Source organism: Thermosporothrix hazakensis (assembly GCF_003253565.1).
Classification (GTDB): Bacteria; Chloroflexota; Ktedonobacteria; order Ktedonobacterales; family Ktedonobacteraceae; genus Thermosporothrix; species Thermosporothrix hazakensis.
Genome location: NZ_QKUF01000031.1, coordinates 13,463 through 38,569 on the forward strand (window position 1 = coordinate 13,463; position 25,107 = coordinate 38,569).

At 53.5% G+C, this 25,107-nt stretch carries 26 protein-coding genes; 8 read left to right on the plus strand and 18 right to left on the minus strand.

Features of this window, described 5'->3' with window-relative positions; all coding sequences use genetic code 11:
* The first annotated feature begins 384 nt into the window (after positions 1-384).
* Positions 385-1,110: a ThuA domain-containing protein gene (locus EI42_RS26230; protein ID WP_111325604.1), complete on the plus strand. Its 726-nt coding sequence runs from the start codon at positions 385-387 to the stop codon at positions 1,108-1,110.
* A 67-nt stretch (positions 1,111-1,177) separates the two neighbouring features.
* Here EI42_RS26230 and EI42_RS26235 read toward each other — a convergent pair whose 3' ends face one another.
* Complete coding sequence (locus EI42_RS26235; protein WP_170142923.1) at positions 1,178-1,633, minus strand: ester cyclase; 456 nt, start codon at positions 1,631-1,633, stop codon at positions 1,178-1,180.
* Between the two features lie 259 nt (positions 1,634-1,892).
* Between EI42_RS26235 and EI42_RS26240 the strand changes: the two genes are divergently transcribed.
* The gene (locus EI42_RS26240; protein ID WP_111325606.1) at positions 1,893-2,519 is read left to right on the plus strand and encodes a hypothetical protein; all 627 of its coding nucleotides are present in this window, start codon (positions 1,893-1,895) and stop codon (positions 2,517-2,519) included.
* Here EI42_RS26240 and EI42_RS26245 read toward each other — a convergent pair.
* The 4 genes from EI42_RS26245 to EI42_RS26260 form a co-directional block, all read right to left on the minus strand.
* Complete coding sequence (locus EI42_RS26245) at positions 2,516-3,613, minus strand: class I SAM-dependent methyltransferase (protein ID WP_170142924.1); 1,098 nt, start codon at positions 3,611-3,613, stop codon at positions 2,516-2,518. The genes EI42_RS26240 and EI42_RS26245 overlap by 4 nt on opposite strands.
* Positions 3,614-3,734: 121 nt before the next feature.
* A complete protein-coding gene (locus tag EI42_RS26250; RefSeq protein ID WP_170142925.1) occupies positions 3,735-4,334 on the minus strand; it encodes an HD domain-containing protein in 600 nt (199 codons plus the stop codon).
* Between the two features lie 126 nt (positions 4,335-4,460).
* Positions 4,461-5,480 (minus strand): DNA polymerase III subunit delta, encoded by a 1,020-nt coding sequence (gene holA, locus EI42_RS26255; protein ID WP_111325609.1) that lies wholly within the window; start codon positions 5,478-5,480, stop codon positions 4,461-4,463.
* 11 nt (positions 5,481-5,491) lie between these two features.
* Positions 5,492-5,812 (minus strand): PTS sucrose transporter subunit IIBC, encoded by a 321-nt coding sequence (locus EI42_RS26260; RefSeq protein WP_111325610.1) that lies wholly within the window; start codon positions 5,810-5,812, stop codon positions 5,492-5,494.
* A 250-nt stretch (positions 5,813-6,062) separates the two neighbouring features.
* Here EI42_RS26260 and EI42_RS26265 point away from each other — a divergent pair, with 250 nt between their 5' ends.
* Positions 6,063-6,419: a DUF4870 domain-containing protein gene (locus EI42_RS26265; RefSeq protein ID WP_170142926.1), complete on the plus strand. Its 357-nt coding sequence runs from the start codon at positions 6,063-6,065 to the stop codon at positions 6,417-6,419.
* A gap of 73 nt (positions 6,420-6,492) precedes the next feature.
* On the opposite strand, the gene EI42_RS26270 is transcribed toward EI42_RS26265, so the two are convergent.
* The 3 genes from EI42_RS26270 to EI42_RS26280 all read right to left on the minus strand — a co-directional run bounded on the left by EI42_RS26270 (position 6,493) and on the right by EI42_RS26280 (position 8,453).
* Positions 6,493-6,969, minus strand: a complete 477-nt coding sequence (locus EI42_RS26270) for a DUF6789 family protein (protein WP_111325612.1) — start codon at positions 6,967-6,969, stop codon at positions 6,493-6,495.
* Between the two features lie 16 nt (positions 6,970-6,985).
* Entirely contained in the window at positions 6,986-7,795 is an 810-nt protein-coding gene (locus EI42_RS26275; protein WP_211326351.1) for a DUF92 domain-containing protein, read from the minus strand.
* Positions 7,796-7,991: 196 nt separating this feature from the next.
* Positions 7,992-8,453 (minus strand): RusA family crossover junction endodeoxyribonuclease, encoded by a 462-nt coding sequence (locus EI42_RS26280; RefSeq protein ID WP_246046347.1) that lies wholly within the window; start codon positions 8,451-8,453, stop codon positions 7,992-7,994.
* 259 nt (positions 8,454-8,712) lie between these two features.
* Between EI42_RS26280 and EI42_RS26285 the strand changes: the two genes are divergently transcribed.
* The 3 genes from EI42_RS26285 (at position 8,713) to EI42_RS26295 (ending at position 13,154) form a co-directional block, all read left to right on the plus strand.
* The gene (locus EI42_RS26285) at positions 8,713-10,203 is read left to right on the plus strand and encodes a hypothetical protein (protein WP_111325614.1); all 1,491 of its coding nucleotides are present in this window, start codon (positions 8,713-8,715) and stop codon (positions 10,201-10,203) included.
* Between the two features lie 83 nt (positions 10,204-10,286).
* Positions 10,287-12,143, plus strand: coding sequence for a glutamate mutase L (locus tag EI42_RS26290; RefSeq protein WP_111325615.1), 1,857 nt, complete (start codon positions 10,287-10,289; stop codon positions 12,141-12,143).
* Positions 12,144-12,161: 18 nt separating this feature from the next.
* Positions 12,162-13,154, plus strand: coding sequence for a hypothetical protein (locus EI42_RS26295; RefSeq protein ID WP_111325616.1), 993 nt, complete (start codon positions 12,162-12,164; stop codon positions 13,152-13,154).
* A 277-nt stretch (positions 13,155-13,431) separates the two neighbouring features.
* Here EI42_RS26295 and gpmI read toward each other — a convergent pair whose 3' ends face one another.
* Complete coding sequence (gpmI, locus tag EI42_RS26300; protein WP_111325617.1) at positions 13,432-15,012, minus strand: 2,3-bisphosphoglycerate-independent phosphoglycerate mutase; 1,581 nt, start codon at positions 15,010-15,012, stop codon at positions 13,432-13,434.
* 238 nt (positions 15,013-15,250) lie between these two features.
* On the opposite strand from gpmI, the gene EI42_RS26305 reads away from it, so the two are divergent.
* The gene (locus EI42_RS26305; protein WP_137686177.1) at positions 15,251-15,577 is read left to right on the plus strand and encodes a hypothetical protein; all 327 of its coding nucleotides are present in this window, start codon (positions 15,251-15,253) and stop codon (positions 15,575-15,577) included.
* Between the two features lie 263 nt (positions 15,578-15,840).
* The gene (locus EI42_RS26310) at positions 15,841-16,869 is read left to right on the plus strand and encodes a hypothetical protein (protein ID WP_111325619.1); all 1,029 of its coding nucleotides are present in this window, start codon (positions 15,841-15,843) and stop codon (positions 16,867-16,869) included.
* Positions 16,870-16,955: 86 nt separating this feature from the next.
* On the opposite strand, the gene EI42_RS26315 is transcribed toward EI42_RS26310, so the two are convergent.
* The 9 genes from EI42_RS26315 to EI42_RS26355 form a co-directional block, all read right to left on the minus strand.
* A complete protein-coding gene (locus EI42_RS26315; RefSeq protein WP_111325620.1) occupies positions 16,956-17,420 on the minus strand; it encodes a F0F1 ATP synthase subunit epsilon in 465 nt (154 codons plus the stop codon).
* 6 nt (positions 17,421-17,426) lie between these two features.
* A complete protein-coding gene (gene atpD, locus EI42_RS26320; RefSeq protein ID WP_111325621.1) occupies positions 17,427-18,842 on the minus strand; it encodes a F0F1 ATP synthase subunit beta in 1,416 nt (471 codons plus the stop codon).
* A gap of 89 nt (positions 18,843-18,931) precedes the next feature.
* Positions 18,932-19,828: an ATP synthase F1 subunit gamma gene (atpG, locus tag EI42_RS26325; RefSeq protein WP_111325622.1), complete on the minus strand. Its 897-nt coding sequence runs from the start codon at positions 19,826-19,828 to the stop codon at positions 18,932-18,934.
* A gap of 2 nt (positions 19,829-19,830) precedes the next feature.
* Positions 19,831-21,369, minus strand: a complete 1,539-nt coding sequence (gene atpA, locus EI42_RS26330) for a F0F1 ATP synthase subunit alpha (RefSeq protein ID WP_111325623.1) — start codon at positions 21,367-21,369, stop codon at positions 19,831-19,833.
* Between the two features lie 169 nt (positions 21,370-21,538).
* Positions 21,539-22,123, minus strand: coding sequence for an ATP synthase F1 subunit delta (gene atpH, locus EI42_RS26335; protein ID WP_111325624.1), 585 nt, complete (start codon positions 22,121-22,123; stop codon positions 21,539-21,541).
* Positions 22,123-22,674, minus strand: a complete 552-nt coding sequence (gene atpF / locus EI42_RS26340) for a F0F1 ATP synthase subunit B (RefSeq protein ID WP_111325625.1) — start codon at positions 22,672-22,674, stop codon at positions 22,123-22,125. Before atpF ends, atpH begins: the two co-directional genes overlap by 1 nt.
* Before the next feature lie 147 nt (positions 22,675-22,821).
* Complete coding sequence (gene atpE / locus EI42_RS26345; RefSeq protein ID WP_111325626.1) at positions 22,822-23,040, minus strand: ATP synthase F0 subunit C; 219 nt, start codon at positions 23,038-23,040, stop codon at positions 22,822-22,824.
* Between the two features lie 155 nt (positions 23,041-23,195).
* On the minus strand, positions 23,196-24,062 hold the full coding sequence (gene atpB, locus EI42_RS26350) for a F0F1 ATP synthase subunit A (protein WP_111325627.1): 867 nt from the start codon (positions 24,060-24,062) through the stop codon (positions 23,196-23,198).
* A gap of 99 nt (positions 24,063-24,161) precedes the next feature.
* Positions 24,162-24,371 (minus strand): AtpZ/AtpI family protein, encoded by a 210-nt coding sequence (locus EI42_RS26355; protein ID WP_170142927.1) that lies wholly within the window; start codon positions 24,369-24,371, stop codon positions 24,162-24,164.
* Between the last annotated feature and the right edge of the window lie 736 nt (positions 24,372-25,107).

Here is a 25,107-nt window from a genome sequence, read left to right on the forward strand (position 1 = left end):
GGCATTACTGTATTCTCTACAAGATTTTTTCCCGTTCTTCAAGTTTGATGAGAGCAATAGGAAACAAGAGCTGTTGATCCAGCTTTTGGAATCAGAAAGGCTCTTCCTGCAAAACGTATTTGTCCCATTGCTAGAAAGCGATCGCTATCGGTCTGGTAGGGCCAGAGAAGAAATGTTACAATAGACTGTAATTACCTGGTGAGCAGGAGGCTCTGCACGGTACCGCCGGGCAGACGAAAACCGTCGAGGGAGTCTCGTCAAAAGCTGCTGGCAGCGGGTCGCGTTGGGTGGCTCATATGCATGCTGGCTGGAAGAAGAATCCTCCGACTGAAGCCCCGGGGAGTGTGTCAAGATAGTGTCTCTATATCTGGAAAGCTGGAAACAATGACATCGACTATTCGAGTGACTGTCTGGAACGAATATCGTCATGAGCGTAAAAACCCGGAAGTTGCCAAACATTATCCTGAGGGAATGCATAGTGTCATTGCGGCTGCACTGAAGCAGGCTGGCATTGAGGCTCGTACAGCGACTCTGGATGAGCCGGAGCATGGATTAACGCAGGATGTGCTTGACACAACAGATGTGCTGATCTGGTGGGGCCATATGGCGCACGGAGAGGTACAGGATGAGGTTGTTGAGCGCGTGTATCAGCGGGTCCTGGATGGCATGGGACTGATCGTGTTGCACTCAGGCCATTTCTCGAAGATTTTCCGCAAACTGATGGGCACCACCTGTGATTTGAAATGGCGTGAGGGCAATGACCATGAACGCATCTGGGTTGTTGCTCCCGGACATCCCATTACTGAGGGTCTGGGCGAATACTTTGAGATCGAGCGCGAGGAGATGTACGGCGAACATTTCGATGTGCCTGCTCCCGAGACGCTTGTCTTTATAAGCTGGTTTAGCGGCGGCGAGGTTTTCCGCAGTGGGGCCTGCTACACCCGCGGACGAGGCAAGATCTTCTATTTCCGTCCCGGGCACGAAACCTTCCCGACCTATCATCGGCCCGAGGTGCAACGCGTCATTATCAATGCCGTACGTTGGGCTGCGCCGACGCCGGCTCCTGCCCGTGTTTTTGGAAACGTACAGCCACTTGAGCCTGAGAAATAAAGAAGAAGGCGGTTGTGTTACCCGTTGCGGGCTCAACCGCCATTCTTATGCTTGCCATTCGGTTGCTTTACTGTACCAGCGGCAGATCAATACCAAGCTGCTTTAAGATTCCCCTGACTCCCCCTTCATCGTTGGTTGTGGCGTGAATCGCTGTGATCTTATCGTCCTGAAGCTTGTAGACGACATCCTCGGTTGGGAGCGAGATACTGCGCCCGGTCTGTGGAATAGGCGGCGTGCCCAGCACCGGGAGCACAAAGCTGTCCGACTGGTAGCCCGTGACATGCCAGGTGGCTGAAACGGTTGTATCATCCTCATCAATCATATTGTGGATATTAAAGGCAAGACCGGGAATACCCGCTTTCAGGCCGCTAATCAGGTCAAGAAAGCCCTGACGGTCGAGTGGTTTCGGTGTCCAGCCCTCAAAATGGAAGGTATCCGCAAGATAAGGCTCATATTCATCTGGCTGATTATTATCAATCGCAGTGGTAAAGTTTCGCACAAGCTCTATTGTTTCATCGCTCATATGCTTTTCTCCCCCTGTAGAAAACTTCAAGGCCATACTGTCATGTACACGTTTCATAGTGTGTATCTGGTTGCCTCTTTTCGTATCATATCACCAGAAACGCTCGCTTGGTGGGAGGAACTCAAAGTGAGCTTGTAAGTCATGCCGTTTTTGCCTATACTAGTGGTAGATGAGTATCAATTGTAACGTAGCTACTGCCAGTGTTTTTGCCAGGAGTTCTTGAAAGACGCGCCGTTTGGGCGTCATACAAGGAGATACTATGATTGGTCGGTTGTTCCAGGTAGCGTTGATTGTTGGAGTGGTAATTCTTTTCCTCTTGCTGGTTCGTCCTGACTATGTTGCTAATGCGGGCAATGCCTTGATCAATGCCGCGAATGGCTCAACGGTTGGGGGGGTGACGCAGTTTATCCCCGGGCCTGACGGAAAAGGGCGAGATTTTCAGGTGACACTGCAGGGCCTGACCAGTGGCCTGAATTACACGATTACACTGGATAAGGGGAGTTGTGGAGGGGAAACCCTGGCTGTGTTAGGGAAAGTAGCCTCTGATGGCCAGGGGAACGCGACGCTAACCGTATCCCGTGATAATCTTGGTTCCGAGATTCAAAAAGGAGTCTGGGTCAATGTGCATCAGGGCGATGCGAGTGGTCAATCGCTGGCCTGTGGCGAAGTGAAAATAAACAGCCAGGAATTGAATAATTTTAATAACGCGACGCCGGGCCCCGGACTGGACCCCTTGAGGCAGAATCAGGAAGCGGCCAATAATCCTGATAATAGCCCCGCCAGCCCGAGCCTGCTTCCCAATCCCTTTGGCGGCTTCCCTCAGACGGGTGCAGGCCCGGGCGATGACAATTCCTATGATAACTACCAGTATCCGCGCAGGCATTAATGCTGTAGAATCAGGACCTTGAAATTGCCCATACCGCGAGGGTCGGTCAGAGCGAGAACGCGCTGGCGCAGGTTATACCACTGAAACAGGGCTGTCTGTCCCTGATCGCTGGCGCGTTCTGCGCTATCGATCACCGCGAAGTCATGCTTGCGAATCTGTTCCAGCTCTTCAAAGATCCCCATCTTTTGTAACCAGGCGGCCTGAGTCGTGTAGGTATGCAGGTGCAGGCCGTGCCGCTCTCCCTCATCAATCAAAGCGCTGAAATTCACATGTGCTGTGATATCCTGCTCACCCGGCTTTGCAAGCGGCTGTTCGGTAAAGGTGTGGCGATAGTAACAGGCCAGCGTGCCCCGTGGACGTTCGGGTGTGTAGAGCTGACGCGCCTTCTCGCCGTAATCAATGGTCAGCAGGAAGCCGTGAGGTGTGGTCTGAAGCCAGCGTGCCGTATTGGCAATCCAACGCAGGGCATCAAGGTTCACCTCGGCTCGCCAGCCATCCGGGAACGTGCGCCAGGGTATTGCGAAACGATCGAGATAGGTGCTGACCTCTTCGTTTTCTGGCTCACTCAAGAACCCACACAGGCGACCCTCTTCCTGATCAACATAGAGCTCATACAGGATGTCGCCTCGTTTCTCAAGGACGTGTACCGGAAAGGCGTCAACCAGCTCATTGGAGAGGAGCACATGCGGCTGTAGCCCTTGTGTGGCTGGATCGAGTGCATCTTGCCCGGTCCCGATATCGGTCGTATAGTAGTCAAGGGCTGCCGCCAGTTCGGGGACTGTACGCTCGGCCCATGAGCGTACGCCGCGCTCCAGATCGCCTCGGCCTGCTCCCTGTTCAACGACGACGAAGCGCGAAGGATGGTCCAGCGCTTCCCAGAGCTGCTGAAGCTGTCGTCCCGCGCAGGCTGCAAAAAGGCTGGAGACATCAGTGCTGGTATAGAAGTCTCCTTCCCAACCAACGCGGGTCTTGTTGCTGACATAGTAGCCCAGTTCCGGTTCATAGAGCGCGATCCGCATATATTGCGCAAAGGTCAATGGGCCTTCCTGTTGAATTCGTTCGATAATCCGTTGTTGCAGAGGTGTTGCTGTCATAACTCTTCTATCTTCTATCCTCATCCTCTCTTCTGAGAGGCCATATGGAGCCTGTGCAGTGACGAGCCAGTTTCCGGGTGCCTGACAGTATAGCATACTCGGAGACGCGGAAACATCGCTACTATTCGATTTCAGGCCAGAGCCGTTCTGCGCGGGCGCGACGGTAGAGCAGTTCATAAGCGCTGGCAATGGCGGGATCAAACTGCATCACTGGCTCGTTATAGGCACGGCTGGTTGTTTCGCTGACCTGCCGTTCTTGCCAGAGACGCCCCCGGGCAAAAATGTTCTGCGCAAAGGCCTGAAGCCGATCCATTGCCCGAGCGAACTGTGCTTCTGGCGTTTGCCCTTCCTCAAATTCGCGCCACCATTGATAGAGCTCTTCCCCGATATCTTCAGGAACCCGGGAAAAGAGAGTATGAGCTGCTGCCTCCTCTCTGGCCTGCTTATCACGATGCCCCTCCGCGTCGTGCGCGAAGGTATCGCCTGCGTAGATTTCGACCAGATCGTGCGTCAAAATAAGCTTGAGGGTATGTTCGAGGTCAACCGGCGTGGACAGCTCCTGATGGAGCAGGAGGGCAAACATTGCCATATGCCATGTATGTTCGGCGTCATTCTCGTGTCGGTCACTGTTTGTCAGGTAAGCGGCACGATAGCGCGTTTTAAATTGATCGATTGTTTCCAGGAAACCGATGATGTTGTGTAGCCGCTCAATATCGGCCATAATCCAGGTTCCCCCTTTTTCTCTCTTCATAGCACCAGAGTGCCAGGTGTTAGGACAGATTTTCGTCTGATCCTTCCTCATTGTAGCATACTGGTTTGTGGCTTTCAGAGGGAGAGAGGAGAATAGTCACACACCAAAGCTCAGAATCAACATATCCAGAGCCATTTCAGGTGTCAGGCGACTGCGTTTGAGCGCTGCATCTGTTTCCAGTAACTTGCGGTAGGTGTTTTCAAGCTGTTGAGGTGTAAAGTTATTGACCTGACCGAGGGTCTTTTTCGCGATAAAGGGAGCCATGCCGAGCGTTGAGGCAATTTGTCCGTCTCGCATTCCCTTATGTGCCAGCTCCTTCACCAGCAACAATGAGCGTACCTGTGAGATGATAAGGCTGATCAGCTTGATTGGCGGCTCTCCATCCGAGAGCAGATCATGCAGGATATTTAAGGCCTGCTTGCGGTTGCGACGTGCCAGCGCATCGGTGAGGTCGAAAACTTTTGCCTCCTGGACCTGAGCGGAGAGCTTCTCGATCTCGCTGACAGTGATGGTTCCGTTATCACCGACATAGGTTGCCAGTTTGTCGATTTCGTTGGCAAGCAGACGAAGCTGATTTCCGATAAAGTTTGCCAGTAACGAGACTGCATCGGGGGTAATCGAGACGCCAACGCTCTTTGCTCGCTGCTTGATCCAGCTTTCCAGCGCGTTCCCTTTGGGAAGGGTACATTGCAGAACCTTACCGTATTTCTCGCCTGCTTTGACCAGCGGATGAGAGGCTTCAAGGGTCTCATCCGCTAGCAAGATCAGCACGGTATAGTCGGGCAACTGAGCGATATATTCTGCAAGAGCTTTCTCATAGGCTGCACGGGTCATTGCACCGCCCTTGCTTTTCTTGCTCCGTTTCCCTTTGGTCGCCTTTCCCGATGCGTCTGCTTCAGCGGTGCCTCTGCCTTTCTTCTTAGGAAGTCCCTCAACAACAATAAGGCGCTGTTCCGAGAGAAAAGGCATGGTATCGCTTGCCACGATAATCTTTTGCAGCTCGGTTGAGGAGCCATCAAAGATATCCTGGTTATAGCCAAAGTCGCCCTGCTTTTTCAGCGTTTTCAGGTGTTCTCTCAGAGTGAACTCATCGTCACCGTGAAGGAGATAAAACATATGTATCTACTTTAATGGGCCGCTGAATAATTGTTGTTTCGTTTTCCGCCAAGCAGCAGATCTGTCAGGATACCACCAACAAGACCGAGAATTGAACAGAAGAAGACCGAGCTAAAGAAAACGGCCAGCGGATCGGTGTTGATCAGCGGATTCGCGAAGATGTGTGTATCAGTCAGCAAGAGAATAATGAGAAAGCCAATCAGGCCGGCAACAAATGCACCGCCTACAACAGCCGCTTTTTTACGCACTGCACTGAGCCAGAAGGCGAGGAACAGCGCGATAGGCAGGGAAATGAGAAAACCGAAGATATCAGCAATCAAAAAACCATCCATGAAGGGTTCAGCCTCCGCAAGAAATAATAGTTTTACCAAGCCAGTTGTACAGACTATTCCCAGGTTGTTACCAATTATACGGCAAATTTCCTATCCCGACAACAAGCCATGTATCAGAACAGTTGGCGAACACCCCTATCCCGATGGTCCTGTCATCGTGCAACAACACATGAGCCTTCTCCGTATATGTTAGCAGACTGGCGAAAATGTTCCAGGTTTGAAAATGTGAGGCATTTCCATGATGCAAAAGATGACATCTCTCGGACTGGATGAGCGGCTTGAACGAGTGCTTGCTTATCTCTTTGGGCCGTTCTCGGGTCTTTTCTTCTTCCTCTTTGAGAAGAATCGTAATGTGCGCTGGCACGGACTGCAATCCATTATTGTTTTTGGAGCCCTTTCGATCGTCATGTTTGGCATATCAATGCTCAAGGGAATGCTTGGCTGGTTACCAGTGTTGCACATCCTGACCGATTTTGGGCTTGGGTTGTTGTTGAATATTCTCTGGTGGGTCGGCGCTATTCTCTGGGGCTGGTTGATGGTCATGGCCTGGATGCATCCAGATTATCGGCTTCCGCTTATCAGCCAGTGGGTACGCCATATTGTCTGAGGCGCTGTGTATATAGATCTGCGTTTACTTTTCCTGAAAAGGGGGGAAGCGTTCAGTATCGCTTCCCCTTTTTTTATGCCCTGTCACGATAGAGCAGGCCAAGTGTCAGACCATAGGCAAGGTGCCGCAGCAGGTTCTGACCAAAAGAGCGCCAGTTTGCCAGAGGGGGCATCTCGCCATTTTGAATCAGGGGATGGTACTTGTCCGCCAGCGGGGTCAGGACCCAGGCAGCGGTAATAAAGGCCTCACCGAAGATAGAGCCTTTGAGCCAATCGGGGCCAGGAAGAAACCGCTTGCCAATTGCTGCGTAGAGCTCGGCGAGCGCGACCCCGTTCAGTAAATGGATGAGCCAGGCGAGCACAAGGCTCTTCTTCGTTCGCTGTGTCCCGCCAATTATACCCTCAATAAAGCGAACATCATTGAAGCGATTCCCGATCAGGACTGTATCGCCTTCCATTGCGGCACTGTACACCAGCGTGGCGAGCAGGCCCGCGACGGCAGCCCGTCCAGGATGCCAGTTTTTTGAGAGAAGACGGAAGAGAAGGCGCATAGCTATTTCTATTTCCTCACCTTTCTTTTCTTGCTAAGATGACAGAGAGACCGTAAGCTCCTGCTGCAATCAGACTACCACACAACGTGGCAAGAAAGTTCACAACATCATTATCGCACCAGGAGTAGCCACGAAGCGGGCGAGTGTGAGTGCCACACCGATGAATGGGCTGTTCGGTCTCCTGCTGACAGGTGGAGCAGTAGTACATGGCCTGAACGGTCGCGCCAAGCACACTATCGATCATGCTGCCTGCGAAACCACTGAGCAATGTCAGGAATGGGAAATATTGTGCCCCCTTTTGCTTCAGGGAGAGTAGCAAGGAGAACAGGCCGAGGCTGAGGGCGCCGCTTGCTGCTGCCGCAGTGCCAAGCGGGGTGATGCCTCCTGATGTGCCCGGAGCGGTGATCTCACCGGTTGTCAGCAGACGGGGAGGATGAGGACTTAACACTCCTAGCTCGGTCGCCCAGGTATCGGCAGTCGCAGTTGCCAGTGCCCCCAGATAGCCAGCATGTAGCAGCTCTTTTGTGGTTGATGAGCGAGCCAGCCCATGCGCCAGTGCGAGCCCGGTGGCAACTCCACCATTGGCCGCGACCTGTGCAAGATCGCGCTGAGAGCCTTTGCTAAACTTGTCCGCGGCGGTTCGTTCTTTGTCCTGTACCCGGAAATGCGAGAGCAAAGTGGAAGAAACAAAGAAGAAGATCAGCGCAAAGCCCCAGGGCCAGCCGCCCGCACCAACGGTGGCGGTGCCGGTAATCGTTGCTCCTGCCACTCCGCCGCGACTAAGCGAGCGACGTTTATAAGCCAGGAGGCCTATGCCGCTACTCAAAAAAAGGCCGAAAAGTAGCCGTTTTCTGTGTTCTTTCGTCATTATAATTGTCACCTGATTCAGGACGTAGCTGTACAGTAAGGAGGTATCAATTTCGTAGTACTATGTATAAAATCGGCTGCTGCATCTGTTACAGAAAGCCATCTTTATCAGTTCTATCTTAGTGAAGGCGCGAAGGGCTGACAAGCATCAAAGACTAAGTAAGAAGAACGTACTGTTTATCGAATTGCCAATCTGTGAGCGCCTCCATTTCAAGATAGAGATGGGGGTGAAGCGGGTCAATATGTTTCATAAGATGAATATTCACTACCCTATTGTCATTTACCCCGAGCCCTTCACAAAGCGCGTCCAGGGTGATTTTAAGCCCTCCGTCGAGATCCCGCTTGAATGGGGTCTCAAAATAGAAATCGAGAAAAAGTGCCAGGTAGCTAGCCTGAAACTGCTTGCGGAGCCAATCTGTCAGGTACCCTTGCTGCTCCAGTGTGCGTAGTGCAGCCCGGACATTCTGTTTGAAGCGACGAGCTATCTGCGTGCTGACGCGGTACCCATTTACAGTAGCGTATTGCTCGTTAATGCTCGGTGGAAGTGGAAGCGTCAAATATAATGTAAATGGCGGCTGTTTTGTTATCCCACTTTTGCCCGACAGTTGCTCTGGCATGGGTATCTCCTGGTGTAGTACTTTTTGGAATGTATATGGTGTGTATTGTATCATATCAGCATGTCTCTTTTTGTAAATTGCTGTCATTGTCACGTGCCGAGAAGAGTGATACACTGCCAAAGAAAGCGAGACCTGGCGAAAGTGAGGAGCAATAGTGATTACGTGTAACCGCTGTGGGAAGTTAACGCCTGCTACTACAGGGAGGTGCCAATCATGCGGCGCACCTCTTTCCGGCAGAGTTGGAAATGAGCAAGCACAGATGAGTCCCCCGGCCCAACAGGGTCAACCGGGATTGCCGCCCTGGCTGGAATCGTTGAGAGCAAACGAACGGCCTGCGACCCCTCCACGCAGTCCTAATGCGTTTCCTGCCGCTGATCTGGTAGAGGAAGGCGCATTGCCGCCCTGGATGCGCCCTGCTGGCATGGAGAATGATCAGAGTCTCTCTGGCCCTCAGGCCGCTGTGAGTCCTGCTTCTTTCGCCACTCCTGCTACCGATGAGAGCAAGAAATCAATTTCCGCTAGCTCGCTCATTGATGAAAAATCTTTGCCTTCCTGGATGAAGGATCAGCAGTCTTCTGGTGAGATCCCGCAATCAGGTATTGATGCGTCCAGCCTGGTTGAGCCCGAGGCCCTGCCTGATTGGCTCAAAAATATTGGAACACCGGCGCAGCCCGCTGCTGCTCAGCCTGCGCAACCCAACAGGCGGCAGCCACAACAACAACCGCCAGTGATGCAGCCGCCGGCAAATACGATGTTCCCGGGCACGCAACAAGCGCAGCCACAGCAGCCGCCAGCAGCTTTCCAGCCGCCGAAACCCGGTCAGTTGTTGTCTGCGCAGGATCTACTTGACTCGCAGTCTCTGCCTTCCTGGATGAAACAAGAAGATCCATCACCTGCCGGAGGCGTGGAGCAGCCTGTACAGCCAGGAATTGCCGCTTCGTCTCTGCTCGACGAAAACGCGTTGCCGAGCTGGATGCAGGAAAGCGGACAGCAGAATTCAACGATGCCAGCTCCGAACAGTGGCGTTTTTCAGGCCCCGTCTGCTGTGCCAGCAACGCCAGGGGGAGCACAGAACATTCCGTCTGAGGGCGGGAATCTGGTAGCGTCATCCTTAATCGATGAGAGCTCGCTACCCACCTGGCTACGTGAGGGAGGCCAGGAGCAGCAGGGAGGCAACAACCAGTATCGTTCCGGGGTCTTTCACTCAAATACTGCCAGTATGCGCGTTCCAAGCCGCCCGAAGAGCGAGGTAGCGGCTTCCGAAGGAACAGAAGTGGCTGCGAATGTTTTTGCTTCTATGCTTGGAGTGGCATCTGTTGCGCCCAATCTTCCGCAATCACAGCCACAGCAGCCGCAGTCGCCACCGATGATGGCACCGAATACGTCGTTGGGTGTGCCTGATTCTCCTGTGCCACAGCAGTCTGCTCTGTCTCAGCATGGCATGATGCAACCTATGCAGGGGATGCCATCTGGTATAATGAATGCACCGCAGCAACCCGGATCTCTCAACGGGATTCCCAATACACCCGGCGACAATCAGCCTGGCTATGGGGGGGGCTATTCAGCGCAGGGGCCCTATATGCAACAACAGCAGCCTGCTTCTGGCGCGTTACCACAGATGGGACAGAACCCGATGATGCAGCAGCAAGGCATGCCGCCTGCTCCGGCCTATGGTGTGCCTGCTGAACAGAAACCGGCGAAGCGTGGCATTTTCCAGGCAATCCTGGACTTGTTCCGGGTAAACAAGTAAGAGCTGAAAGCAGGCGTCTCTGTCAGACAACAAACTGCTTGATACATTTCTTCCGCTAACTTCAGAGGAGAGAACGACCGGAGATGTTTACACAACCCTTTTCAGAGGGAGAACAGGGGCCTGCATATGACCAGAACCAGGGGCAGAATACGGCGAATGCTGGTTCGCTCCTGGTTGCCGATGTAGGTTCCGTATTTACCAAGGTCTCGCTATTTGGGCTGGTGGAGGGCCAATATCGCTTAATGGCGCGTGGAGAAGCGCCAACGACGGTGACTCCACCACAAGAAGATATCTTACAGGGAGTAATCCAGGCAATTCATTCCATCGAGCATATCACCGGACGCCGTTTCGTGAATGAGAAGCAGGTCCTTACTCCCGAGCAGCCTAATGGCGATGGTGTTGATGTATTTATTGCAACAATAAGCGCAGGAGGCTCCTTACGTCTCCTGGTTTTGGGCGGGGTCGATGAGACGCTTGAGAAGCTGGTTGATCAGGCTGTCTCAGGACTCTATGCTGAAATATACCCGCTTCCTTCCCCCTCTTTCCAGGCTGCAAGAGCTTCTTCCCAGACCGCAAACCCACAGCAAGCCTGGTCACGCGAGCGTATTGCTCAGGAGTGGGAGCGCCAGGTTTCCCGGTTGCGTGAGCTGCATCCACAGGGAGCATTAATTGTTGGCATGGCACAGGGACCCGCAGGACCGCATGCGCTCCAGGAAGCGTGCCAGCTTCTGGCTGTTTCCGCGCGAGAGCTCAAACAGCAGAATCCCGCCCTCACTTCTGCGCCGTATTCAGTCATCTATGCTGGTGCGCCTCAATATGTTGAGGCAAGTCATCGCTTACTGGCGGGCGCAGCCGATTTCACCAGAGCAGAGCCCCTGACCTCTCAGGCTCAACTTGCCTCAATGAGTATGGCTGTCGGTCAGCTGCATGAGCAGAAAATCATTCAGCGCCTGCCTGGTTATACCAGTCTGGTTGCATGGACCGAGACGCCACCAGTGGCAACAGCGACCTCATTGAGTAGTCTGATACGCTTCCTCGCACAGCATTACTCTATGAATGTAACCGCGATTGACGTTGGTGGTGCAACAACGACTGTGATGATTGCTGGAGAGCAGGGCGAATTTATTCCTGTTGTCAATGCGGGCATTGGCGTGGGATCCTCTATTAGCGCCATTTTACAGAAAGTTGGCTGGCAACGTGTGGCCCGCTGGCTTCCCTTTACTATTTCTGAGGAAGAGATTCGCCAGTTCGCGTTACAGCATATGACCCATGCAGAGAGTGTTCCGACCAGCATTCGCGATTTACAGATTATGCAGGCGTTTGCGCGCGAGGCGATGATCCTGACAATGGAGGAGGCGAAGAAGACAAGCGGCTTGTGGCCAGATTCAGATCTGATTCTGGCAACTGGCGGCGTGCTTGCCCATGTGCCCAAGTTCTCACAGGCGGCGATGATGATTCTGGATGCTTTACAGCCAAAGGGAGTCACATCGCTGGTGCTGGATCGCACCATGCTGATTCCTCAGCTTGGCGCGGTGGCGGCGGTCGCTCCTCTGACAGCGGTTCAGGTCAATGAGAACGACGCTGTCACGCATCGTCTGGGGGCCTGTGTTATTCCTTTTGGTGACTTGAAACCGGGTGAGCTGGCAGTACGTGTCGGGGTTGAGTATAGTAATGGGCGACAACTGGATGTTGACGTGATGGCTGGCTCAATGGAAGTCATTCCACTGGGAATGAACGAGCAGGCGCTATTAACGCTCTATCCTGCTCCCGGGGTTGATGTCGGGCTTGGTCCCGGCGAACGCGCCCGGGTAGCTGAGGAGATTGATGGCGGGCTTGTTGGCTTGATTATTGACGCCCGGGGACGGCCTCTGGTCTTGCCAACGAATGAGCTTGAGAGGCAGGCGCGCCTCACTCAATGGATGCAGGCATTAGGAGGCTAACAGGGAGGAGGCCACGCTGTGAGCTATCCACTAGGTTGGTCTGTTATTCCACAAATGATGATAAAAAGGGAGCGCTGGCCCGGTGGGAACAGCTATCGGTCTGTTATTCCCCTGGTACGACCCGGACAAAATGTCCTTCCCGAGCAACCTGTGATTCGTGTTGAGCAGGTACGCTTTCAGGAAGTACAACCATATCAGGAGTCGAGAACATCTCGTTCTCGGCTCTCTTTGTCTTCGGCGTCAAATCCGGCACTCCGGGCTATTCCGCAGGCGGAGCTGGCCTTCTCGGGATTATGGGGACGGGTGACAGAGTTGACCCGGCGTGGTGGAGTGGTGATCGAGAGCAGGGCGACCGTGATTCAGGGAAAGCTCGGGGTAGGCTATCAGGTGTGTGGCTCGCTCACCCTCTGGCATAATGGGCGCATCACACCGCAGAAGCCCGGTACCATTCTGGTGATACCCGGCCCGCTCACCTTTTCCCAGTTGCGTCAGGCCAGTGAGGCAGGGGTGGCCGGTGTGATTGCCGGCAGCATCACCCTGCGCGATCTAGAAGGATTTTTACGGGTTGACCTCTTACAATTGTTGGCTTCCGAGCAGATTGAGCGAATTACCGCGCATCTTCCCCGTTTAACCCTGATGTTTACCGAGGGTGTGGGCGAGTTCTCCATGCCTGCTCGCATCGCGAACTTGCTGAGCAGCTATCAGGGGGCACCGGTCCTGCTCTCCGGGCTGACTTCCACGCGGCTGCATCTGGTGCCAGAGTTGCTTATCTCCCTGCCCTACAACAAACAGGAACACTGGACGCCTGTCCACCCTGATCTTACGCTGGCAATCGGTGCCTATGTGCGTATCAATAGCGGTGAATATATGGGAGCAACGGGCGTGATCGACTATATTTTCTCCTATGATCAGGAATTTCCTTCAGGTATAAGGACGCGTGCCATGCGTATCATGCTTGAAGATGGTACACCAGTTGTTGTGCCGAGCACATCGCTGGAGCGGCTTGGCTAAGCGGTTGGCTGCACAGTTATCCACAATTATACAGAGTTATCCACAGAATAAGTGGATAACTCTTGTACTTTTCCTGCGAAAACTATCCTCAGAGCATAGTTCGCTGTAACTATCCTCAGAGCATAGTTCGCTGTAAGGAATGCTCAAATAACTCTTCTTTTCGTAGAAGCATCTTCTATGGAAAAGGGTGTAGCATAGCTGTCTCGATTGGGAGTATGAAAAAAACCTGTAGGGGAATGCAATAGTTGCTTGAAGGCCCCTACAGGCTGCCTGAGCGTCAGGAAAGCAGCAGCGAACGGCCGCTCATATCCTTTGGCTGTTGTATGCCCATGATTTGCAGGATGGTGGGGGCAACATCTGCCAGAATGCCATCAGTGCGCAGTTTGGCGTGAGCCAGTTGAGGCGAAACAAGATAGAGTGGTACCGGGTTGGTGGTATGGGCCGTAAACGGCTTGCCGGTATCATACTCAATAAGCTGTTCTGCGTTGCCGTGGTCGGCTGTAATCAGGATGTTTCCGCCCATTTGAAGCGTTGTCTCCACAACCTGCCCGACTCCTTTGTCAACGGCCTCACAGGCTTTCATTGCGGCCTCAATCACACCTGTATGTCCGACCATATCGGCGTTCGCATAGTTCATCACGATAAAGCTGTAATCCCCGGTGCGGATATGCTCAATCGCTGTTTTTGTGACTCCTTCGGCGCTCATTTCCGGTTGCAGGTCATAGGTCGGAACCTTTGGTGAGGGAACGATTTCGCGATCTTCACCCGTGAACGGTGTTTCACGCCGGCCATTGATAAAATAGGTCACATGGGCGTATTTCTCGGTCTCGGCGGTATGGAACTGGCGCATGCCTTGCTCAGAGATCACGCGTGCAATCGGCATCTCGACCTCATCAGCACGGAACGCCACCTCTGCATCAAGGCCGGGCTCATACTCGGTCATCATCACAAACACAAGATCTTCCATGCGAGGACCGCGCGGGAACTTTTCGACCGCCTGCGGTGACATCTCGGGAAGCACAAAGGCCTTTGTGAGCTGACGAGCGCGATCGGGCCGGAAGTTGTAGTGAATGACGGCATCGCCGGGCTGAACCATCGCGACTGGATGACCATTCTCCATAATCACGGTCGGTTCAATGAACTCATCAGTGATGTTTTTATCATAGGACTGCTGGATTGCTGCCATGGCAGAATCAGCCTGCAAGCCTTCGCCGCGGGTCATCGCGAAGTAGGTACGTCCGGTCCGATCCCATCGGTTATCGCGGTCCATTGCGTAGTAGCGACCGGTAACGGTAGCGACGCGGGCCGGGTGTTGCGGGTTGATCTCGCGGGCGCGTGTTTCCAGGCGCTTCATAAACTCGATGCCACCAGTGGGCGAAGAGTCGCGACCATCGGTAAAGGAGTGAATATACACACGTTCAAGATCGTGCTTCTCGGCAAGCTGAAGCAGAGCCTCCAGATGGCTTTCATGGGCATGAACACCGCCATTGCCAAGCAGGCCGCAGATGTGGAGCTGCGAGTTATTCTTCTTGACATGCTCGATAGCCCTCATAAAGGCGGGGTTATGGAAGAAGCTGCCGTCGCGGATGGACTCACTGACGCGGGTGTAGTCCTGTAGAACGCGCTTTCCGGCGCCGATATTCTGGTGACCGACCTCGGAGTTTCCCATCTGGCCGGGAGGCAAACCAACGGCCTCGCCGGACGTTTTGACCGCCGTGTGAGGCCACTCACGCGCAATGGTATCCAGATTGGGGGTACGAGCAAGCGCGATAGCGTTCCCTTCTTTACGAGGGTTGATGCCCCAACCATCCATAATAATCAGAACGAACGGGCGTTGCCCGCTATGAAAAGTGCTCATAATATTCAATCCCAAAACAGCAAATGTATTTCCTGCATCTTGAAGAAAAGCAGGATACGAGAAGAAATCAGAAGAGTGATGGATGTTGCCTCAAGACACAATGCAGTGTCTCTTTATTGTAGCACGCAAAACCCTGATCTGTATCCGAACCGGGTTGTCTATCGTGTTTCTGATATGCGTGATGATGCGAGAAGAAGCGGAACAATGTTTGTTTTGTCGATAAATGGGGGTGAAAAGTATGTCCTGGTTCACTTCATCTGATTGGCTACCTGTCTGGTTAGGTTTTATCCTCGTGATTTTGGGGATAGTCCTGATTGTACAGATCATTGGCTTACGGCGTGTGTCGAAGCGGCAAGGAACTGAGCAGGTAGGAGGGCCTGCGCACATTGATTTGAAGAACAAAGAGATTGCCAGAAAACTTGGGGATGAATCGGCGAGCGAGACCGGGAAAGATCCGCGTGGTACCGATATCGGTGGAGACTTCCGCGAGGTAACGCAGCGTCCACAGCCCGGTGAGGTACACCGCATGATGACGGGCGAGGAAGACAAGAAAAAGAGTCGCTAAAGCAGCGGCTCTTTTTGCTTGTCCTTTTTGATCGGGGTTTCTTTCAACTTCGCATGGTATTTCATCGTATAAAAAGCAAGGATCAGAGGTATACAAAGTAAAGGGAGCGGCGCGCCATTTGATTTCCTGTGCTTGCTCCCGTTGTACATAGGTGAGAGGCCCTGGAAGGTGTTCACATAAAAAGTACAGTAGAGAGTTTGTGCTGTAAAAGAGTGTAATACCAATCAACAGAATGAGTGCATGAAGTATAAAGAAGGACGGTTATGAAGCAGAGAGAACGGAGCACCTCTTTTATCAAGAAGCGAGGGGGACAAGGCATCCTGGCGCTCCTGGCGGCGTGTCTGCTGGTACTGTTTACGACAACAAGTACTCTGGCTGCCAGCGTGAATATCGAGGATAGAGCCGGAATATTGCAGGATCGCGGGCGCATTCAAAACGCGGCCCAGTCGCTTGAGTATCCTGTCACTATCTATACGATGTCTGGCTTTAACGGCGATCAGCGCGCCTTTGAGCAGAAGACGAAAGCGAGCGTCAAGAGCAAAAATCAGATTGTGATGGCGATTACGCTGCGTCTGGGCAGTGGGGGCGGTCGAGTTGCGATCTCGGGTGGCTCTGACGTGAAACTCAATGGTAGCGATTACTCAGCCGCTGCCAAAGCATTTACTGACAAGAAGCAGAGCGGTGGAAGTTTCTCTGATGCAGCCGCAGCCGCCCTTGAGTCATTGAGCAGTGCTTCCAGTGGTGGACCGCTCGGGAGCATCAGCCGTGGCGGTGGCTTTGGCACCTGGTGTTGTATTGGTTTGCTGGTTCTTCTGGGGCTGGGCATCTTTGGTATTATCCGCTCCCGCAAAAACAGACCTGGCGGTGGCTTTGGCGGCTTTGGCAATCTCTTCAATCGTGGGCCGCGCCCGACACCTCCTCCGCCATATGGTGAGCAGCCCTATAACCAGTATGGGCAGCCTTATCCGCCAAATTATGGCCCGAACTATGGTCCCGATTATGACCGACGGCGTGGCGGAATGAATCCCTGGGCGGCTGGCGGTCTGGGTGCCGCTGCCGGTGGACTGCTTGGCTATGAGCTTGGACGTCACGCGGGTGAAAACCAGGCCCATAACAATGATGGAGGCTTCGGCGAAGACGTAGGGAGCAGCGGCTTTGACAGTGATTATGGCGGTGACAGTGGTTTCGGCGGAGACGTAGGGAGCAGCGGCTTTGACAGTGACTTTGGTGGTGGAGACTTTGGCGGAGGGGACTTCGGTGGTGGTGGTGATTCAGGGAGTAGCGGTTTCTAGGCGTAACGCAGCAAGAGACAGAAAAACAATGACCCCCGGCAATGCCGGGGGTTCTTTTTTGCCTTGCCTGTTCAGAACAGGTCGCTTTAGTCGTGGACACCTTGCACATCGAGGCGGCGGCGTGTGCGGCGGCGTGCGAATTCGAGTACATGCAGGCGAGAAACTGCCCGCTCAAGGGCTGCCTGATACTCGGCCCGCTCCTCCGCGTTTGAGGCCTCTGCCAGACGCTGCTGTGCACGCTGACGGGCTTCCTCCGCTCGTGCCCGGTCGATTTCTTCCGCATGTTCGGCGGCATCGGCCAGGATGGTGACGCGGTTATTGGCTACTTCCAGGAAGCCACCAGAAACGAAGAGCGGAGCTTCTGCGTCGCCAAGCTCAATGCGGAGCATGCCAGGAGTCAGGAAGGTCAGCAGAGCGGCATGGCCTGGAAGAATGCCTAGCTGCCCATCTGCGCCTGGGGCCTGAACCTGCGTCGCTTCGCCGTTGTACAGCTCACGCTCTGCGGTCACCACTTCGACATGCAGGGTCTTTTCTGGAGCCCTACTTGCCATTTTCTCTTATTCCTTCTCTTCCTCGTAGGAAGCGACGACCTCTGAGATGTTCCCCTTCATATAGAAGTGGTGCTCAGGAATATGGTCATATTTTCCTTCGAGAATCTCTTTAAAGCCGGTAACGGTATCCTTCAGAGAAACGTACTTACCAGGGCGGCCAGTAAACACCTCAGCGACAGCGAACGGCTGTGCGAAGAAGCGCTGAAGCTTACGAGCGCGGGCCACGATCAGTTTGTCATCATCGGACAGTTCGTCGATACCCAGGATGGCAATGATGTCCTGAAGGTCCTTATAGCGCTGAAGGACGCGCTGTACGCCACGGGCCACATTGTAGTGCTCTTCACCGACAACCTGCGGGTCCAGAATGCGGCTGGTCGAGGCCAGCGGGTCGATCGCAGGGTAGATACCCTGTTCGAAGATACCGCGGTCAAGCACAAGCGTTGAGTCAAGGTGCGCGAAGGTCGTTGCCGGTGCGGGGTCAGTGTAGTCGTCAGCGGGGACGTACACGGCCTGCATCGAGGTAACAGAACCCTTCTTCGTCGACGTGATGCGTTCCTGCAACTCACCCATTTCCTCAGCCAGGTTTGGCTGATATCCCACGGCGGACGGCATTCGACCCAGCAGCGCGGACACCTCAGCACCGGCCTGAGTGAAACGGAAGATGTTGTCGATAAAGAGTAGCACGTCACGGCCCTCGACATCGCGGAAGTATTCAGCGATCGTCAGACCGGTCAGCGCCACGCGCAGGCGGGAGCCAGGAGGCTCGTTCATCTGACCGAAGACCATTGCCAGACGGTCAATAACGCCACTCTCTTCCATTTCATGGTAGAGGTCATTTCCTTCGCGGGTGCGCTCACCGACGCCAGCGAACACGGAGTAACCGCCGTGACCTTTTGCGATGTTGTTGATGAGCTCTTGAATGGTAACGGTCTTGCCCACACCGGCACCGCCGAACGCGCCGATCTTACCACCTTTTACAAAGGGGCAGACGAGGTCAATAACCTTAATACCGGTTTCCAGGATCTCAACAGTAGAAGCCTGTTCTTCCAGGTCAGGAGCCGGGCGGTGAATAGGCCAGCGCTCGGTGCCCTCGACGGCCGGCTTGTTGTCTACCGGTTGACCAAGGACGTTGAAGATACGACCGAGCGTCTGAGGGCCGACTGGAACAGAGATCGGTGCGCCGGTATCTTCGACCTCAACGCCACGCTGCAAGCCATCTGTAGGACCCATAGCAACGCAGCGGACCCAGTTATTGCCGAGGTGCTGTTCCACCTCCAAAGAGAGGTCTTCATCAGCACCGGCAGGGCGGACGCGAAGTTCGTTGTAAATTTCAGGCAGTTTATCTGTGGGGAATTCGACGTCTACAACTGCCCCCAGAACCTGCACGACTTTACCCTTCGTACGGGTTGGTGCTTGCGTCATAGTATGTATCTCTCCATCATCGAGGCAGTTCGTATTGCAAATGCCTCTCGTTGTTCTCTCTGTTTTCTATGAAACGACGTGTTAATTGCTTATCCCAGGGCTTCTGCACCAGAGACCACTTCGAGAATCTGCGTCGTGATCGCGCTCTGGCGAGCCTTGTTATAGGTCAAGGTCAGGTCCTGAATCAGTTCTTTTGCACTGTCGGTTGCGTTTTTCATCGCTACCATTTGTGCTGAATAGAAGCTTGCAATGGTTTCGAGCAGTGCTTGATAGACCTGCACATCGACGTAACGAGGGAGCAGCGCCTTGAAAATCTCTTTTGCGTCTGGCTCATAGATATAATCCAGAGCCTCTTTTGTGTCTGCTTCTCCTGTTGGCGGCTGAACCGGGAGAAGCTGTTCCACAGTGGGAACCTGGGTGACGGTGTTGACGAACTTTGGATAGGCCAGATAGACAACGTCAACATCGCCCTTGATAAAGGCGTCCACTGCGACCTGTGCGATGGCGCTGGCATCATTCATACCCGGACGATCACCGAGATTGGTAAACTCCGCAATAAGTTGCTGCTGCGTGCGCACAAGGAAATCGCGGCTCTTACGCCCGACAGCGATATATTCGATGTTCGGGGTGATGCCGTTGCTTTCCAGTCGGCGCTGCTCTTCCAGTGCGCTGTTCGCCAGTTTTCTGTTGATATTGCCGGGTAGCGCGCCGCAGAGACCGCGATCAGGCGAAATGACCAGATAGCCGACCTTGCGGACCGGACGCTGCTTGAGCAACTCAACTTCTTCGCCCAGTTCCTCGGTGTCGGTCACGCTTGCCAGACGCGAGACCAGGCCGCGGATCTGCTCGGCATAAGGACGGGAATATTGTACCCGATCCTGCGCGCGGCGCATCTTACTGCTGGCTACCATCTGCATAGCCTTCGTAATCTGCGCCGTGTTAGACACAGACCGTATACGCCGCCGTATTTCACGGGTTGATGGCATAATTAAGCCTCCTGGCGCGGTGCTGCTGTCTGTTTGTACTCTTCGATAGCGGTACGTATTCTCTTGAGAAGATCGTCCGACATCTTCTCTTTGCCGTTCACAGACTTCTCAACCATCTCATTGAGGATATCCCGGTGACTTGCGTCCATGAAGCGATAGAGACCGGCTTCCCATTCACCGACCAGCTCCAGAGGCACATCGTCGAGATAGCCATTGGTGGCGGCGAAGATAATCATAACCTGATGCTCAACCGGAACCGGGCTGTACTGCGGCTGCTTCAGGATTTCGTTGACGCGGCGGCCGCGCTCGATACGAGCTTTGGTGGCTTTATCAAGGTCCTGAGCGAACTGTGCGAATGCAGCCAGTTCACGGAACTGCGACAGGTCAAGACGCAACGTACCTGCGACCTGCTTCATTGCGCGAGTCTGAGCGGAGCTACCCACACGCGAAACCGAGATACCGGTGTTGATAGCGGGGCGCTGGCCCGAGTTGAAGAGGTCGGTTTCCAGGAAGATCTGACCATCAGTAATTGAGATGACGTTCGTCGGGATGTAGGCCGAGATGTCGTTTGCCTTCGTCTCGATGATTGGCAGCGCGGTCAGCGAGCCACCACCGTAATCTTTGTTCAGGCGTGCAGCGCGCTCCAACAGGCGGGAGTGCAGGTAGAACACGTCACCAGGGAATGCTTCGCGGCCCGGCGGGCGGCGGATGATAAGAGAGATGTTACGATACGCTTCTGCGTGCTTGGTCAGGTCATCATAGACGATCAGAGCATCGCGTCCGCTCTCCATGAACTCTTCACCCATTGCGCAGCCTGCGTAGGGGGCGAGGTACTTCAACGGAGCGGGATCGGCAGCGCCTGCGGCCACGATGACAGTGTACTCCATTGCGCCATGCTCTTCCAGAATCGAGCGGATACGAGCGATGGAGGAGTTCTTCTGACCGATAGCAACATAGATACAGATAAGATTCTTCCCCTTCTGGTTCAGAATCGTGTCGATCGCGATCGCGGTTTTACCGGTCTGACGGTCACCAATGATAAGCTCGCGCTGACCACGACCGATAGGGATAACGCTGTCAATCGCTTTGATACCAGTCTGAACCGGGGTATCGACCGACTGACGGGTGATAACGCCGGGAGCGACACGCTCAACCGGGCGCGTTTTGGTGGTGTTGATTGGACCGCGGTCGTCAATTGGCTGACCGAGTGGGTTGACGACACGCCCGAGAAGCTCGTCACCAACGGGGACCTCAATAATACGTCCGGTCGTACGAACTTCGTCATCCTCTCGGATCTCGGTAAAATCGCCCAGGATCGGGCAGCTTACGGTTTCTTCTTCCAGGTTGAAGGCGAGGCCGTACAAGCCTGTACGCGGAAATTCTACCAGTTCCAGATACTTCACATCTTGCAGGCCGTAGACACGCGCAATACCGTCCTGCACTGCGATAACGGTGCCGACGCTTGCGGTCGAGGTCTCGGTTCCGAACCCTGCAATGTTTTTCTCAATGATGGCACTGATTTCATCAGCCCAAGATGCCATCGTTGTCCTCCTAGTTTTATCCTAGTGGTTCTTTTTGTAATACAGTCTTGCTGCTCCACAACGGGGTGTGGATGCGTTTATCCGGGGTCAAAAGTTGAGCGTTTTCGCGACTGAGTGGATGAAACAGAATGTTGCTTTTGAAAAGGGGGGAGAGCCGTTGCATCTAAGGCTAAACGGCTAGTTCCTCCCTCGACTGAAAGTCAGGCTTGATAGTATCGGCCTTGTTCAGCAACTGCTGCTGCAAAATATGCAGGCGGTTGCGAACGCTGCCGTCTATGAGCTGATCTCCCACGCGTGCAACCACTCCACCCAGGATGCTCGGATCGACCCGAGTCTGCAAAATGATGGATTTGCCTGTTGTCTTTTCCAGGGCTCGCTGAACGATGGTGCGCTGCTCGTCGTCCATCGGCATTGCGGTTGTGACCTCTGCTACTGCCTGATTCCGGTAGTTCAGTAGAAGCTGTTCCAGCTCGGCAGCAATGTTGGGCATCACTTCAACCAGTTCACGCTGTACCACAAGCAGGGCAAGATTGAGTGATGTTGGTAACACATGAGAGGCCAGAGCCTCACGCAAGGCACTCTCTTTTCGTTTGGCCGGTACCTTTGGCTCTCGCAAGAGATAGGACAGCTTGCGCCCTGAGAATAGCTGAGCGATCCCTTTTACATCCTCCAGGGTGCGATCAAGCGTATTTTGCTTGCGCGCAAGGTTGAAGATGGCCTCGGCGTAGCGCCGTGCAATCGCTCCTTTTAACATCAGTTATTCCTCGTTTTGTCGGCGGCGACGACAAAATCTTCAATCAGGCGGCGGTTGTCTTTTGAATCAACCGATTTGCCGATGACTTTGCTGGCTGCCTCAATTGACAGGTTGACAACGTAGCGGTTAATATCGGCCAGAGCGCGGTTGCTCTCCTGCTGAATGCGGGCCAGTTGCTGCTGCTCAACCTGCTTGGCGCGAGCCTGCGCGTCTTCAATAATGCGGTTTGCCTGTTGCTGTGCGTCGCGGGCCGCTTTTTCAATCGTTTCCTGGGCCTGGCGGCGTGCATCTTGCAGAACCTGGTCTGCGCGAGCCTGTGCCTCTTGTAGATCTCGCTTGGCTCTCTCTGCGTTCTCAAGCCCTTCACGAATAATCTGCTGGCGCTTCTCCATTGTTTTCTGAATCATCGGGAAGCCCCACTTCCAGAGGATGACCAGAACAACAAGAAAGCTGATCAGCTGTGAAACGAAGAACCATGTGTTAATGCCAAGCGCACTGACGCCACCGCTCGATTCTTCAGCGATAACCATTGTATGCAACAGTGTTTGCATGCTTTTTTCTCCTGGCGTCCAGATAGTTAACTGTTACGCGCGTTGAGACGCAGCCTCACGTATGTTGCCTCCTGTTCTAGAGATGCTCCATACGGAGTGCTGTGTCTCTTCGCGCTTGCAATTGGCAATGTTCAGATAGCACCTGGACTAGATGAACAGGATCATCAGGGCAACGACCAGAGCATAAATAGCGATAGCTTCTGCGAAGGCCAGACCCAGGATCAGCTGAGGGAAAACCACAGGGGCGGATTCAGGGTTGCGGGTAACACCGCTGAATGCCTGTCCGGCTGCGATACCAATACCAAGACCAGGGCCAAGTGCGCCGACTGCAATTGCGATAGCTGCTGCGAGTGGTTTGAGATCCATTTGAAAAATCCTCCTTAAGGACAAAGCCTGTTGTTTCGTAATTAAATGAATTCATTTATGCAATCGCAACGTGATGTCGCGAGTAGCATGACAAAAGTGTCACAAGGATTGGTGGAAACAGGCGGGTAATGCCTGTTCCCGTGGCTTGATGGGTCTTAGTGTGTCGCTACTGCCTGCCCTTCAACACTGTGCTCTTCTCCATGCTCTTCGTGACTATGGCTGGTCACTGCCAACTGGAGATACACCAGCGTCAGCAGCGAGAACACGAATGCCTGCACGAATGCAACCAGCATCTCGAAGGGAATGAAGATGATATTCACAAGGGCTGGAAGCAGGAAGGCAAAAACCGCCAGCACGACGCTACCTGCGAAGATGTTACCAAAGAGTCGCAGGGAGAGCGACAGAATGCGGCTGAATTCCTGTACGATTTCCAGCAAGGTGGCAAGGAAGGTAATAAACCCGACAGGACCCTGCTTCAGCGCTGGCAAGTTGATGTACTTGAAGATGTGCTCTTTCGCACCCAGTGCGTAGAAACCGAAAACCTGCGCGGTGAGAACCGTGACCAGCGCCATCGCAAGCGTCAGATTCAGGTCTGTCGTCGCGGGGCGAAGCCAGGGTATGATCTTGTTGGATGAGTCACCGAACAGGAACGGACCCATCTGCTCGCCTGCTTTGACTGCGCCGTGAATGGTGCCGATCGAGTCAACACCCGGCAGAATGTCGACCAGGTTCGAGACAAAGATAAATATGAAGAGAGTGGCAACCAGGGGGAAGAATTTTTTCGCCCATCTTTTGCCGGCAATGCTCTCAACGAGACTCATGAGAGACTCAAGCGCCCACTCCGCGACGTTTTGCAGGCCACGGGGGACCATCTCTTTGCGCCGACCAGCAAAGAAGAATAACACGAGTATGATTACAATTCCCAGTATAGTACAGAGAAGTGTGTTGGTTACAGGAATAGGCCCGAGATGAAAAATTTCTTCTGGCGCTAATTGAAAATGAGGAAGTTTCCAGAGCTGCACGCGACGTCCTCCATTATGCGTGGGGGTACTGCTTGCAGAATCCCAATGATGAACAGGCGGCTTCCGTTCTTGAAATCTTGTCTCTTGTTCATAGTATCGTTAACGATCCTTCTTCTTTTCGTAGGATCGGAAAATACCCGCAGTCTTCAATAAACGGTATGCTCCGAAGATCCCTGAGATCAGGCCAAGCAGCAGCCCGAGCAGTATAAATAATGGCGCGGTATGGAACCTGCCATCAACCCAGTATCCAAGTAATGCTAACAACGCAATGGGAATGGCGATAGTGAAGCCTAATTGACCGACTAACACTAACGGTCCCCAAACAGAGGGCGGCTCTTGCTTCATCCTGGTTTACCCTGTCTGTTTTACTTCACATTGTACCCACCATTTTAGCCACTCGGATTATAGCACAGCGAGTTAAATAAATGCAACAGTAGATACATGATCGTGTATTCTCCTATCTGTCGCCTTGCTTTTGCCTGTCTGGCTTTTCTCTCTGCTTCCTGCTTCTCTTTTTCTTCTCTTTTTCTCTTTTTACCTTCAAAAAGAACGGCCTTTTTCTCTTTATGCCCTCGATCCTTCTCTGTCCTTGCTCTCCCCTTCTCTCTTTCACACGTGTAACTTACGTTCGGTTTTTCGTATAGTCTGCAATATCACTCTGTTCTCCCCCTTCCTGACCCGACCCTCTGTATGAGTCCGCCCGCTCTCCATGATGAGTGTACTATGTGTGCGTGCTGGTAGATCAAAGCACGTGACGTCTGCTACTGTTATTGAAGGATGGGACCTCCTTGCTCTCCTGTCTCTATAGCAGGGAGAAGGGGCCTTTGACGCGAGATGACCGATCTGTAACAGGGCTTTCAGTCTGATGCCAGACAAGTGCTGCCAAGCTGTTACGTCATCTTCGGTGTAAAATAGGAGAAGATGGTTCTTTTTGTGTGCAAGTGTTTTATGCCTGGCATTATTTGACAGACCAGTTCTTGAGGCCGGGCCACTGTCCGCTCAGGAGTGGTCAATCTCCCGCGTGATCCTCTTCTACAGGCGTTTG